This window comes from Spirosoma oryzae (assembly GCF_003002825.1).
In the GTDB taxonomy this organism is placed as follows: Bacteria; Bacteroidota; Bacteroidia; order Cytophagales; family Spirosomataceae; genus Spirosoma; species Spirosoma oryzae.
This window is the reverse complement of record NZ_PVTE01000028.1, coordinates 55773-70329: the sequence shown is the minus strand read 5'-3', so window position 1 is coordinate 70329 and position 14557 is coordinate 55773. Positions and strand designations below refer to the sequence as shown.

Below are 14557 nucleotides of genomic sequence, written 5' to 3'. Positions count from 1 at the left end.
CGCTGGGAGAAGAAGGTCGCCAATTATAAAGCCTTGCTATTTCTGGCCTGTGCCCACATCGTTTGGAAACGCTCAATCATTTTCGGATAGGCTCTTAATATCGAGCCACGTTGGCTGGTCGGGATAGCTGTTGGCTGGTCAATACTGCACATTCTTAGGTGGTATAGTTATCTCCGGCAGCGAACGGGTCAGCCATTGACGATATTGCTTACGGCTATGGTAACCATGCTTATGTTAGTGCTTGGCTATTTGACAATCAACTGATTGTGTTTACGGGTTACATACAGGGATTTGTTCGCCATGTTGTCACCAAACAGGCCTTTGTATGATGCGGTTGTAAGTATCGGGTCATTGTTCAGATAAACTGAAGAAGAAATAGCCTTATCGTGTTGACAGATGGACACGATAAGGCTACCTTGTTAGCCCTGCCTGTACCTATGTCAAACTATGCTATCTGTCAGTTATGAATGCATCTATACAGCGAATTGGCTTGTGTCAGTACAAGCGTATCGCGTTTTTACTGGCTCTCCTGCTAGGTTATATACTGACCGGCTGTCAGCGGAACGAAGTAGATCCGGGCTTTGGCCCTAACGGCGAGCCGCGCTTGCTTCAGTTTGCTGTGCCGGGCATCCCGCCGGCTAATATTCAGATCGATCAGACCACAAACCAGATTGTCGTTACTCTGCCCGCCAGCTTTACTGACACTAGTGTAGTACCTGTAGTTGAGCTAACTCCCGAAACGACCATCGATTACCCCAAATCCAGCCTGTTCTCCCGACAGGCTCCGGGCTGGACTGACTGGAGACTCCAGCCCGGAAACCTACGGATCATCCGCAAGTCGGCGGTGTCGCAAACGACTGATTACTATGTGACGCTGCGAGCGGCTGGCCCACTGGCTTTCGCTCCGTATACCGGCTCACGTACGATTACGATGGAGCCGGAAAGTTATGAGATTACCTTTCCCGTCATCAACTTTCGTGATAGTAGTGCTATCGGCTCGCTGCAACTCACGAATGTGGCAACCGGACAGACTCGGGCGTTTTCTGTAACCCCTCTCCAGACCTGTGGGAATCCAGCAGTCAGTTGTTTGCCACTTACCGTTGAGCCAGGATTCATCGAACCAGGTGTGTATCGAATCGCGGTTCGCAAAGCCAACGGACGGCAGGCTGAGTTAGCGGGTACCATCTCGTTTCAGAAAGGCCGACTAGCCTTATCTGAGGGCGCGACGATGTTCACTACTAATTCGCTGGCCGGTAGGTATTTACGGGTATACGGGTATAACCTGTACCTGGATAGTCAGCTAAGTATACAGCTTAGTAATGCGGCTGGTGAGAAGTTTACGGCTCCTTTGCTGGATTCTTATCGGGGCAGCGTTGCGGACTTCGTGATACCCGCTGGATTGAAGGCAGGCTACTACTATGCCCGGCTGTTGGAAAAAGGGCAGCCAACCTCATTGTCGACCCGCGTCGTTGTTGGCAACCGCTTCGATGATCTGGTCATCTATAACATCTTTCCCTGGCGACTCGACGATTCGCCTGTTGATTATCTGCTGACGGCCAGTAAAGCTTTCGCTGATCCAGTGGTGCTCAAAGGTGGACAAACCTATAGTATTCCCACCTCAGTTGAAACTTTTGCTCAACGTCCCCCCGGAAGACCGGAAGGCCTTGGTTCATTACGGGTTCAGATTCGACTAACGTCGGTCACTAACCCATCGCAGACGTATACGATACCTGCCGATACTAAAAGCTGGTGGCTATTCACTATTCCAACCACTATACCTCTTGGGCGATATCAGCTTGTCTATCAACAGGTAGAATCCAACGCTACGTTCGAGACTTTGCCACTAGAACGGGAGATACGTATCGAATAAATAGCGCATCGGCCGGCTGCGACTGACGCGCTGGAAACGACCTTGTTCAAGCTGTATATCGGCCAAGCGTTGACGGCTGCGATCGCCTGATACCACGAAAATTTCCGGTGACGCGATAAAGAATGGCCCTTTTTCCGACTTACTGTGTTGAACAGGTAGTGTGACTGGGTCTAACCGGTCGATAGTAACAGTGAATCATCGTGAACGAACAACAACTCTGGCAGGCGTTTCAGGCCGGCGATGAAGGAGCGTACACGCAGCTATACCAACTGCACATCAAAGCCATGTACCGGTACGGCATGAGTCTCGTTGCGGTGTCGGAATCGTTCGTGCTGGATTGTATTCACGACGTGTTCACCGAACTATGGGCAAAGCGGGAGCGGCTAAGTACACCCGACAACATTCGGTACTATCTGCTAAGATCGCTCAAGAACCGGATCATGCACCTGCTTGAGCGCAAGGAGCGACCCCTGACGCCCTTGCTGGAAACCGATTACGAGACTTTGTGGGCCGAGCCCGATACTGAACTGCTCGACGCCCTTGAAACCGCCGACAATCAGCAGCAGCGGTTACAGCGCTTTATCGCTCAGTTGCCGCCCCGGCAGCAGGAAGCCCTGAAATTACGCTTCGTCGAAAACATGAACTACGACCAGATCGGGGCGATACTAGCCGTTAATCAGCAGTCGGCGAAAAACCTGGTATTCAGAGCTATCGAGAAATTAAGACGCTTGATTATCAGCGTTTCTTTAATTTTTCAATTATTTTTTTGGGTTTAGTGAGTACGTTTTGCTGGTTTCGTCATCTACAGACATAACCAGCGAACCGTGTATCCTGCATACGACACCTTTACCGTAACGGACTTCTTACTGGATGATGCCTTCGTGGATCATCAGCTTGCCCCAACTGACCAGTCGAATCAGTTCTGGACCGAGTGGCTGGCGGCTCATCCGCACCGTCGGGCTATCTGGCAACAGGCCGAGCAACTGGTGCGGGCGATCGAACAGGGGCTTTATGACTACGCCCATACGCAGCTGTCGGACGATACGGTGCAGCATCTGTTGAGTCGTATCCGGCAAACTAACGCGTACTCGACACCCGTACCCGAACCGATCGTACGGCCGCTGCGTCGGGCGCGGTGGCTGGCAGCGGCTTCAGTCGCCCTGTTGCTTGGTGCCGGTCTGTGGTGGTTTACCCGTCCCGTATCGATCTATAACGAACAACTGGCTACGCTGGATACCGCTTTTACGGAGTACGCGAATACCGCCGGGGTAACCCAAAAAATCACGCTGCCCGATCAGTCGACGGTCGTGCTGGCACCGGACAGTCGGGTCAGCTACCCGCGCACCTTTGGCCAGAAAAACCGGACGATCTATCTCACGGGTGAAGCTACGTTTGCCGTGACGAAGAATGCTGATAAGCCGTTTCTGGTCTATGCCAACGAATTGGTTACCAAAGTACTCGGGACTCGCTTTTTGGTTCGGGCGTACACCGGGGAGAGCAGTGTACACGTGCAGGTACAGTCGGGGCAGGTCGCGGTGTACCGGGATAAGGTGGTGGGGACTACCAATAAGCAGCACGGCGTTCTGCTGATGCCGAATCAGCAGGTCGTTTTCAACCGACAGTCGGATCAGTTCATCAAACAACTCGTCGATCTGCCGCAGGTTGTCGTGCGCCCACCCAGCCGCGAGCGGTCCGCAGCGCCCGCGTTCACGTACAGCGATACACCGATACCGCAGGTGATTCAGGACTTGCAGGACGCCTACGGCATCGACATTCGCTATAACAAAGAGGCATTGTCCAACTGTCAGCTTACGGCGTCGCTCCAGAACGAACCGTTCGCCAGCAAGCTACGCATCATCTGCGCAACGGTCGGGGCTACGTACGATATGGTCGACGGACAGATTGTAATCAACGGCGGCTCCTGTCTGTAACACCCCACGACTTACCCCACACCGCTCAGAACGTTTTTCTATTCCTTTTTCAGAGCGTCCATGCGCTCAAGTGTGCCTATTTCCTAAACTCAACCAAGTAAATCAATGGAACAAATAAGTTATTATTTGCCTGTTTACAAACGAATCGTGCTGGTGGTGGCGCTGCTGCTGGTACAGTGTGCGCGGGCAACCCAGGCGACCGACCTGCCGGCCCCCGAGCTATTGAATCGGCGTATTAGTCTGTCCATTGAGCGACAGTCGGTTAAATCAGTACTACGGACGCTGGAACAGGCGGCCAAGGTCAAGTTCTCGTACAGCCCGCAGGTGGTCCGGGCGCGGCAGCTTATCTCGCTGCGTGTGCAGAACAGCACGCTACAGGACGTGCTAAACAAACTGCTGACGCCACTACAGGTGAGTTACACCGTAGCCGGAGAGCAGATCATACTGGCCCGGACGGTGGCCGAATCCATGACGATACAGCTCAACGAAGCGGGCGAATCGATCGAGGTCGCGGCTGAACAGACAATCTCCGGGGTCGTGTCCGACGAGAAAGGAGCGGGGCTACCGGGCGTAACTGTGGCTATCAAAGGGACGAATCGCGGAGCGGTTACCGACGCGTCGGGTACGTACCGACTGACGATTCCCGACGGACCACAAACACTTGTATTCAGCTTTGTCGGCTATGCGTCGCAGGAAGTGGCGGTGGGTAACCAGACAACGATCAGCGTACAACTGCAACCCGACGTCAAGTCGATCAACGAAGTGGTTGTCGTAGGCTACGGTTCGCTCAACCGCAAGGAAGTAACCAGCGCCGTGACACACCTGTCGTCGGGCGATCTGCTGCGGGTGGGCAGCAACAGCCCACTGATGGCCGTGCAGGGGAAAGTGGCCGGTCTGTCGATCACCAATACGGCAGCAGGCGATCCGAACTCGACGCCGAGTATTCAGCTGCGGGGCGTGTCGTCGCGCAATGCCGGTCTGGGACCGCTCTTCGTCATCAACGGCATTCCGGGCGGGAATCTGGACAACATCAACCAGAACGAAATCGAGTCGATCGACGTGCTGAAAGGCGGTGCCGCGTCGGCCATCTACGGAACACGCGGTAGCAACGGCGTTATCGTGATTACAACGAAGAAAGGCTCCGATCAGTCGCGCATTTTCTACGATGGCTACAGCTCCTTCGATTTTATCACGAACAAGCTGTCAGTGCTGTCGAAAGATGAGTTTCTGGCCAACAACCGTGGGGTCGATCTGGGTGGCAACACCGACTGGATGAAAGCGGTCAGTCGTAACCCGGCTTTCTCGCAGAAACACACGCTCCAGTTTTCGGGTGGTAACGGCAAAACGAACTACTTCACTTCGCTCGACTACCGCAATGCCACGGGTGTCGATCTACGATCGGCCAAGCAGGAATACGGCGGCCGGGTCAATATCAACCACACGTCGGCCAACAACCTGTACGCCTTGACCTTTTCGGCTGCTCCGCGCTACGCCAAAACCAGCAACGCCGACTACAGTGGTTTCAACTACGCGCTGACGCTCAATCCGACGCAACCCATCTTCGATCAGACGGGTAAATACGCCTATATCACCTCGGGCTTTTTTGCTAATAACCCGGTTGAGAGCGCGAAAAGTGTGCTGTCGGGCAGCGATATCAAGTACCTCGACATCAACGCGTCGTTCAAACTGAACCTGCTCGATAACCTGTCGACGCTGGTAACGCTGGGGGAGGTTAGTTCGTCCTTCCGCAACTTCGGCTTCACGCCGTCGACGCTGACAACGGTCATTAACGGATCAGGGCGGAACACAGGATCACAGTCGCTGGACGAGAACGATCAGAAAAGTTTTGAGTGGACGGGTAACTATGCGCTCGATGCCGGCAAGCACTCGGTAAAGGTACTGGGTGGGTATTCGTACCAGTTCTTCATGTCGTCGGGTTTCAACGCGGCTAACGAGAATTTTCCGTCGAACATACTGACCTACAATAACCTGGGCACGGGGCTGTGGAACCTGCAGGCGGGTATCAACAACGTCGGGTCGTACCGGAACAGCTCGAAACTGGTCGGCTTTTTCGGTCGGGTCAACTACGACTACGACCAGAAATACTACCTGTCGGCCAGTTTGCGCCGGGAGGGTTCGTCGAAGTTTGGTTACGACAACAAGTGGGGTTACTTCCCGGCGGCTTCGGTCGGCTGGCGGATTACGCAGGAAGCGTTTGCCCAAAATACCGGCTGGCTGAACGAGTTGAAACTGAGGGCCGACTACGGCGTGACGGGTAACCAGGATTTTGGCAACTATCGCTCGCTGGATACCTACAGCGGCTACGGCTACTACCTCTACAACGGTACGTCGTATCAGGTATGGGGCCCCAGCCAGAACACCAACTACGACCTGCGCTGGGAAAAGGCGATCAATGTCAACGTCGGCCTCGACTTCGACCTGTTCAAAAACAGCCGCCTGACGGGTAGTCTGAACTACTACGTTCGGACGAACAAAGATTTGCTGGGTGATTACTCCGTGCCTAACCCGCCCAACATTCAGGGGTCGACCTTCGCCAACGTCGGGACGATGCAAAACTCCGGACTGGAAATTCAGCTGAACGCTGCGGTCGTGACGGGCAAGGATTTTCGGTATAACCTGACATTTGCCGGGGCTACCAACAGCAACAAGTTTGTCGCCTTTTCCAGCGAAGCCTACAAGGGACAGACGTACGTCGACGTCGTTGGCCTGCCCGCACCGGGTAGTCCGGGCAACGTGCAGCGGCTGCAGGAAAACACCCGGATCGGTAGCTTCTACGCGCTGAAGTCGGCGGGGGTCAACGAAAGCGGAGCGGTACAGGTCTACAAAAAAGACGGTACGATCGTGCAGGGTAATCAGGCAAACAACGACGACCGGCAGTTTATCGGCAACGGCCTGCCCAAGTTCTCGGGCGGTCTGACCAATAATTTCAGCTATAAGAAGTGGGATCTGACGGTCTTCCTGCGCGGCACGTTCGGCTACCAGATTTTCAACACCTACGCCTTCTATCTGGGAACGCCCGCTACGCAGCAGAATGCCAACACGCTCAAGTCGGCCTACGACGGTGGCAAGTACTCAAAACTGACCAACACGGCCACGTACTCGACCCTGTCGGACTACTTTCTGGAGCCGGGTGGCTTTGTCAAAATCGACAACATCACGCTGAGCTACACGCAGCCACTCAACGTGAAATACCTGCGTTCGGCGCGTATCTACGCCACGACCCGCAACCTGGCCACGTTCACGAAGTACACCGGTGGTGACCCCGATCTGGTGCAGGTCAACGGCCTGTATCCGGGCATCAATCCGTCGCTGAACTACTTCCCGTCCACGACTCAACTGCTGCTGGGTCTGCAACTCACTTTCTAAACCTGCTTGACTGACCATGAAACTGAATCGATTTTTATCCTCGACACTGCGCACCCTCGGGCTGTCCGGTCTGCTGCTGACGGCGGGCTGTACGAACCTGGACGAAGTTTTATACGATCGTATTACGTCGGAAAACTTCCTGCAAACCCGGCAGGACGTCATCCGCGATTTTCTACGCGCCTTCGAACATGCCTACTGGTCGATACAGGGTGGCTCGACGTTTATGTTGCAGGAAAACAGCACCGACGAACTGATGACCCCCAACCGACAGGGCGACTGGTTCGATGGGGGACAATACCAGCGCGTCCATTACCACACCTGGACCCCCAACGACGGCTACACCAGCGATGCCTGGAATGCGCTGTACGGTGGGGTGACACTGGCGACCAACTCGCTGGAAGATTTGCAGGGCATCACCGACCCGGAGCGGTTCAGCATGACGCGTGCCGAACTGGACGGGATGATCGCTGAGCTGCGTACACTACGGGCCTGGTTCAACATCCGCCTGCTCGATATGTACCGGAACATCGTGCTGGTAAAGCAGGTGAAGGGGCAAACGCAGGGCGGTCCGCAGGTGTCGCCACAGGAAGCATTCGCCTATATTGAACAGGAACTAAAAGAATCGCTGCCCAACCTGCCCACCCGGCAAAGTCTGGGTGCGAACAGCGTTGGTCGCTGGACGCAGGGGGGCGCAGCGGCCCTGCTGACCCGGCTCTATCTGAATGCCAAGGTATATACCGGCAACGACCGGTACGCCGATTGCGCGACGGTGTGCACCGATATGCTGGCAGGTAAGTACGGCCAATATGCGCTCGAAAGTCGCTGGGACGCCCCCTTCGACTACACCAACGCGACCTCGTCGGAAACGGTCTTTGGTTTCCCCGGCAGCTTCGGCCTGACCCACTGGCAATACGATGGCGGTATGTATTTCTGGATGCTGCCCGTCAACGCCACGTTCTACTTCGGCTTCACTGATTTCGGGACGGCAAACCCCAAATACGCCATGCAACCCGGCCGCGACGTCGACAGCACGGAGTACAGTTTTGCGCTGGGTAAGCCGTACATCAAGTTTCAGAAATACCCGGACGACGTGCGCTTGAAAACGTACAAGAATCTGGGAAACAGTCGTCGGGAAGGAATGTTCCTGCAAGGCTATCTGCCGTACGTCAACGCCAATGGGAATGTCGATACGGTGCGGTCGACCAAAGGTCCGTACCCGTTGTTTTTCCGCGATCAGGTGGGCCTGTTTCTGAATGCGAAACCGGGTACCCGGATTACGAACAAGACGTCGAACATGAACAACGCCGATCAGAATTCGGGGATTTATCCGGTGAAGTATCCGTACTATCCCAGCAGTGACCCGAACAAGATTTCGTCGGCCTACGCCGAAATTCGATTTGCCGAAATCTACTACTCGCTGGCGGAGTGCAAGTACCGGGCGGGCGACAAAGCCGGAGCGGCTGCGCTGCTGAATACGGTGCGGGCGCGGAACTACCCGACCAATTCGCCCAGTCTGTACAAGACCGATGGCAGTCAACTAACCGATCAGGAAATGCTCGACGAGTGGGGCCGTGAATTTCTGGTGGAAGGTCGCCGGCGTACCGATCTGGTTCGCTGGGGTGTGTTCAACACGGGTACCTGGTGGGACAAGCAGCCGGATGCCGATAACCACACGGCTATCTTTCCCATCGGTCAGAACGTACTCAACGTGTCTACGCAGCTGAAGCAGAACCCGGGGTATTGATCTAGCACGTAATCCGTAATACCCCTAAATCCCCTGAAGGGGACTTTGCTCGCACGTAGACAAAGTCCCCTTCAGGGGATTTAGGGGTAAAAGAGCTGGCTCGTAAGACCAGTTAACCAATACAGAGCAAGCCCCAGCCCTTCCCGTCCACCAGTATAATTGGGCGATTAATCGTGGTAACGGCTATTTTTGTGCGGATGATACTAATCCTTTGCCAATGAAGATTCTGCTGGTTGAAGACGAGGAACGGGCGGCTACGTTTATCCGGAAGGGTATGTCGGCGGAAGGCTACGAGGTAGAAATCGCCTACGACGGGCGGACGGGGCTGTCGCTGTTCCGGCAAAACGAATACGACATCATCATTCTCGACGTCAACCTGCCGCATATCAACGGCTTCGACCTCTGCCGACTGATCCGGGCCGACAATGAAGCCGTGCCCGTGCTGATGCTGACTGCGCTGGACAGTATCACCGATAAAGCCGACGGTTTCAACGCCGGAGCCGACGATTACCTGGCTAAACCGTTTGAGTTTCAGGAGTTACTGTTACGCGTTCGGGCACTGACCCGCCGGAATCACAGCAAGTCCAAACAGGTGTTGCAACTGGCGGATCTGGAACTGAATCTGGATACGAAGACGGTAACCCGGTCGGGTAAGCGCATCGACCTGACGACCCGCGAATACGCGCTGATGGAATACCTGATGCTCAACAAAGGCAAGGTGATTTCGCGCGTCGACATCAGCGAGCGGGTCTGGAACCTGAATTTTGACAGCAACACCAACGTTATCGACGTGTACGTCAGCTATCTCCGCAAGAAGATCGACAAGGATTTTTCGCCCAAACTGCTGCATACCATCGTCGGTATGGGCTACGTTCTGCGCGAGAGCTGACCAACGCTTCCGTATGCTCATTCGAAATCGGCTGACAATCATTTTCACCGGGCTGGCCATCGCGATTCAGATCACGTTGTCGCTGGTTGTACTGTATTTTTATTCGCTCTACCGGCAGGAGGAATTTTACAGCCGGCTGGAGTCGAAAGCCCGCGTGGCCGGTCGGGTGCTGATTTCCCGGCGGCACCTGCACGACGACTTTTTCAAGAACATGGTCCGTACCGATCTGCTGACGATCGTCGACGAGCAGATCAGCATTTACGACAGTCGGCATAACCTGGTCTTTACCAACCGAACCCTCAAAGAGTCCGATTATTACAAGGAAAAAATCCCGCTATTGGCCACGGGTTCGCTGTTCGAATTTCGCAGCGGGCATTTCGAGTCGATCGTGATTCCGTTTCGCGACCGGGGGCAGCAGTTCTATATTTTCGCGTCGGGCTACGACCGGATCGGCTTTGCCAAGATGACGGCGCTGGAACAGATTCTGCTGCTGGCCAACCTGCTGGGCTTCGCGCTGATCGTACTGGCGGGCTGGTACTTCGCCGGTCGGGTGCTCAAACCCATCTCGCAGATTGTCGATGAAGTCGAGCAGATTACGGCCATGCACCTGCACAAGCGGGTAAACGAAGGCAACCAGCAGGACGAAATCGCGCAGCTGGCGATGACCTTCAACCGCATGTTGTTTCGGCTCGAAGATGCCTTCGTATCGCAGCGGAGCTTCGTGGCGCACGCATCGCACGAACTGCGAACACCTCTCAACAACACGCTCGGGACGCTGGAAACCTCGCTCCGCTACGATCAGAACCCGGCCGACTGGCGCGACAGCATGGAGATTGCCGTCGAAGAATTGAAGAAACTTATTAGCCTGACCAACGGCCTGCTGAGTCTCGCTAAAATGTCGGATGCGGGCGTGGTACTCAACGATATACAGGTCGACGACTGCCTGCTGACTGCCATCGGTCAGGTGCAGACCAAGTATCCCGGTCGGAGTTTACCGCTTCATTTCGATGCTGGCGACGGCGAATCGTTTACGATCGCCGGAAATGCTACCCTGCTGACGACGGCTTTTCTAAATGTGCTCGACAATGCCTGCAAGTACTCGCAGGAAGCCGTTGCCGTTCAACTTGCCTCGACCGACAACGGCATCGACGTTGTCGTAACCGACCAGGGGCGGGGCATAACCGAGTCCGATGCGGCCCATGTGTTCGATCCGTTGTACCGGGGTAATAACGTCGAGGGGGTACCCGGCTACGGCATCGGTCTGGCCATTACGCAGAAAATTATCGACCTGCATCAGGGGACGCTGGCCATTGATTCGCACGTCGGTCAGGGCACGACGGTGACGATTCGTTTACCGGAGGGAACGCCGGAATGAAGCACGATCGACCGCGTTGGTTATTGCCGTTCATAGATGCTCGTCATCTGGTCGCGGAAGATTCGTTTGTAGGCCCCAACCCGCTCCGGCGCATTCATCGGAATTACGTAACTGGCATTCTCGTAGCCATCGCTTACCACATAGGTTGCTTGCTGCTGATCGGCCAGCTGAAAAAATTCTGCCAGCGAAGCATGGCCATGCCGGGCTGAATAGTAGCTCAATCCGTGTATGTGGTAGGTTTCCATCTGATCGAAAAAGAAACCGATCGGCGCGATGATTCTGGTGTGTTTGCGGGGCATGTGCTGCGCCAGCATTGCATTGTAGTGCGGCATGTACGGCACCGTGCGGTTCTCGACCAGTACCTGTTCCACCGTAAACAGCGCCAGTCCGTAGTACGCAACCACCACAGCAACACCGGCCCGGCGTTGCCAGCGGGGTCGGTCGGCCCGGCTGTCGGTGAGGACGTTGGCGGCTACCAGCGCGAGCCAGGGCGCAAACAGAATATAATAAAAGTCGAAATTACTCTTGGTCAGCAGCCAGAAGTTTACCACCAGCACGAGCAGATACAAGACGGTTGGGTTACGCAGTCGGGCCGATTGGCCACCGGCTAGCAGACACAACAGAACCAGCACGCTGAGCGGTACCTCGGCGTAGCCGTGGAAAAACAGCTGGTGATAATCCAGCATGATGCGCCACTTATCGGCCAGACTGAAATTAGCCTGCGTGGCCGGATCGTGAATGAACTGACGAATCATCAGGCTGATCTGACCGTCCCAAAGGGCATCGACTGTATATAAGCTCAACGTCAATCCGCTGACGATAGCGAACCGGATCGCCGGACGAAGCCCGTCCCGAACGAGTAGCCAGACCAGCCCCGCAGCTACGTAAATCAAGCCGTTCAGGTGCGTAAGCGCGGCCATACCCGCCAGCAGTCCGGCCAGTTCCGGTCGTCCGGTCGCCTGATTGGTTCGCTGACTGAGCACGTAGTACGACGAAAAACCCAGTAGCGCACACATTATCTCGGGGCGGTTGACGGCGATGTACTGGATGACGATGCCGCAGCCAGCGTACAAGAGCAGGGCCAGCCACTGTTCCAGCGCTGACGAGCGTCGGTTGTAACGCCAGATCAGGTAGCCGGTCGTTAAGACACATAGCGTAGTCAGGAGTTTACTGGCCGGTAGGGAAAACCCGATCAGGCTCATAACCAGCGCACTGGCGTAGATGTACAGCTTGTGAAAGACGTAGATTCGATCTTCCCAGCCGTTGAGCCCCCGGAACAGTTCGGAGCGCACCCAGCCGTCGCGCACCAGCCAGTACGATTGTTCGGCGAACCAGGCATCATCGAAATGTTCGGTTCGCTGGTAGCAGCTGAGGACAAGGAGACCCAGGAGAAAGAAGAAGCCGGCTTTGAGCAGTGTTAGCCGGGAAAACGGAAAAAGCATACCGGTGAGGAAGGCCGTAGAAAACGGAACCACCAAAAGTAGCCATAGCGAGTGAGACAGCAGGCATCAATTTTGTTCCGTAGCTGATGACCAGCAGTACTGATTAACACCTTCATTAAAAAGGGCTTAATAGATCAGGGGCCGGGATTAACGCGTAACCCACAGAGAATAAGTTGGCTGCTGGGCATTAGTAGTTTTATAAAACTATAAAGTAGGATTTTAATCGGAAGACTGCTCAGGCGCTGGTCTGGTTCTGGCAACAAAGCCTGATCGTACGTCATCTGTGGGTCAAAAACGCGCAAAACGGCCAATCAGCGGCCGGGGCTCGTTCTAATATCTTCTAATTTCCTTCTCAAACCGTTTTAATATCCTGTTTATTCCTTTGTGTCAACTCAGCACCGATACAAGGTTATGCAACTCCGGAATGTCCCTGCCAAACGGCCCGACTCGATTTTGCTTTACGGCTTTGGACTGGCACTGGCCCTCTCGCTGGTGTTCAACGGATTTCTGCTGTATCAACAAAGCCACCTGCAACGTATGCGCGCATCGGAGTTAAGCAGCACCTACCAGCCGATCGATAGTCTGGTCTGGCAACAGGAACTCTCGGAATGCCGACGGTCCAATGAGCAGAAAGACAGTCTGATTCTGCGCATGGCACAGGCTCCCAACGCGCCACCGGGGCAGGTTTCATCCGGACGGACCATCGCTGTTCAGCAGCCACCGCCCAGCCGGTAGTAGTCAGCAAATCCTCAGTACCAATCCAGTCAGTCAACCAATATAATACCCTACAACCGTGGTAACGTCCACCTTTCAACATACAACCATTATGAAACGAAGTCTTGTGCTCATGAGCCTTGGCGCGGTGTTGTGCCTGGCCAGCTGCGCGAAGAAAGAAGAAGAAAAAGAGGAAGCCGTCGAATACCAGGTGAGCAGCCCGCTGTTGAAAGACACGACGATCACGAAAGAATACGTCGGTCAGGTGCGGGCAATTCGCCATATCGAGATGCGCGCCCAGCAACGGGGGTACATTCAGAACATCTACGTCGACGAAGGGCAGTACGTCAATCAGGGACAGGCGATGTTTCAGATCATGCCTAAACTCTACGAAGCGGAGCTGCAAAAAGCACAGGCTGAAGCCAACTACGCCGACATCGAGCGCCAGAACACCCAAAAACTCGCCGACAGCAAGATCGTAGCGCCGACGGAACTGGCCATGGCCAACGCCAAATTCAACAAGGCGAAAGCCGACGTGTCGCTGGCGGAAGTTCACCTGGGGTTCACCAAAATCAAAGCGCCGTTCAGCGGCATGATGGACCGGTTTCAGGTGCGGCTGGGTAGCCTGGTCGATGAAGGCGACCTGCTCACCACCCTGTCCGACAACAGTCAGATGTGGGTGTACTTCAACGTGCCGGAAGCGGAATATCTGAACTTGAAAGAAAAAACCAGCGAGGCTAACCTGAGCAATGTCGGCCTGAAGATGGCTAACAACAAACTGTTCCCGTATCCGGGTAAAGTGCAGACCATCGAAGCCGATTTCGATAATACGACGGGTAACATTCAGTTCCGGGCCACCTTCCCCAACCCGAAAGGGCTGTTGCGCCACGGCGAAACGGGTAACATCGAAATGAAAGTGCCGATTCGCAATGCCCTGCTGATTCCGCAGAAAGCCACCTTCGAGGTACTGGAGAAAAAATACGTCTACGTCATCGACAAAGACAATAAAGTACGGTCGCGGGAAATCAAGATAGCTGCCGAAATGCCCCACATTTTCGTGGTTAGCTCCGGGCTGAACAAAGACGACAAGATCCTGCTGGAAGGGCTGCGTCAGGTGAAAGAGAATGAGCCGATCAAATACAAATTCGAGAAGCCACAAAGCGTGATCTCGAACCTGGGTCTGTACGCCGAATAATCAGTCCGTC

General features: G+C 54.8%; 10 protein-coding genes. 9 read left to right on the top strand and 1 reads right to left on the bottom strand.

The annotated features are described in order from the left end of the window. The first annotated feature begins 463 nt into the window (after window positions 1–463). The 7 genes from CLV58_RS23485 to CLV58_RS23455 all read left to right on the top strand — a co-directional run bounded on the left by CLV58_RS23485 (window position 464) and on the right by CLV58_RS23455 (window position 11196). Window positions 464–1870, top strand: coding sequence for a hypothetical protein (locus tag CLV58_RS23485; protein ID WP_146141520.1), 1407 nt, complete (start codon window positions 464–466; stop codon window positions 1868–1870). Between the two features lie 200 nt (window positions 1871–2070). After that, a complete protein-coding gene (locus tag CLV58_RS23480; protein WP_106140276.1) occupies window positions 2071–2646 on the top strand; it encodes an RNA polymerase sigma factor in 576 nt (191 codons plus the stop codon). A gap of 48 nt (window positions 2647–2694) precedes the next feature. Beyond that, window positions 2695–3801, top strand: coding sequence for a FecR family protein (locus CLV58_RS23475; RefSeq protein ID WP_106140275.1), 1107 nt, complete (start codon window positions 2695–2697; stop codon window positions 3799–3801). A gap of 105 nt (window positions 3802–3906) precedes the next feature. Continuing rightward, window positions 3907–7188: a SusC/RagA family TonB-linked outer membrane protein gene (locus CLV58_RS23470; protein ID WP_146141519.1), complete on the top strand. Its 3282-nt coding sequence runs from the start codon at window positions 3907–3909 to the stop codon at window positions 7186–7188. A gap of 16 nt (window positions 7189–7204) precedes the next feature. After that, window positions 7205–8932 (top strand): RagB/SusD family nutrient uptake outer membrane protein, encoded by a 1728-nt coding sequence (locus tag CLV58_RS23465; protein WP_106140274.1) that lies wholly within the window; start codon window positions 7205–7207, stop codon window positions 8930–8932. A 217-nt stretch (window positions 8933–9149) separates the two neighbouring features. Further along, entirely contained in the window at window positions 9150–9821 is a 672-nt protein-coding gene (locus CLV58_RS23460) for a response regulator (RefSeq protein WP_106140273.1), read from the top strand. Window positions 9822–9834: 13 nt separating this feature from the next. After that, window positions 9835–11196, top strand: a complete 1362-nt coding sequence (locus CLV58_RS23455; RefSeq protein WP_106140272.1) for a sensor histidine kinase — start codon at window positions 9835–9837, stop codon at window positions 11194–11196. Window positions 11197–11216: 20 nt separating this feature from the next. On the opposite strand, the gene CLV58_RS23450 is transcribed toward CLV58_RS23455, so the two are convergent. After that, complete coding sequence (locus tag CLV58_RS23450) at window positions 11217–12638, bottom strand: glycosyltransferase family 39 protein (RefSeq protein WP_106140271.1); 1422 nt, start codon at window positions 12636–12638, stop codon at window positions 11217–11219. 411 nt (window positions 12639–13049) lie between these two features. Between CLV58_RS23450 and CLV58_RS23445 the strand changes: the two genes are divergently transcribed. After that, complete coding sequence (locus tag CLV58_RS23445) at window positions 13050–13373, top strand: hypothetical protein (protein ID WP_106140270.1); 324 nt, start codon at window positions 13050–13052, stop codon at window positions 13371–13373. A 91-nt stretch (window positions 13374–13464) separates the two neighbouring features. Then, window positions 13465–14547, top strand: coding sequence for an efflux RND transporter periplasmic adaptor subunit (locus CLV58_RS23440; RefSeq protein ID WP_106140269.1), 1083 nt, complete (start codon window positions 13465–13467; stop codon window positions 14545–14547). The last annotated feature ends 10 nt before the right edge of the window (window positions 14548–14557 follow it).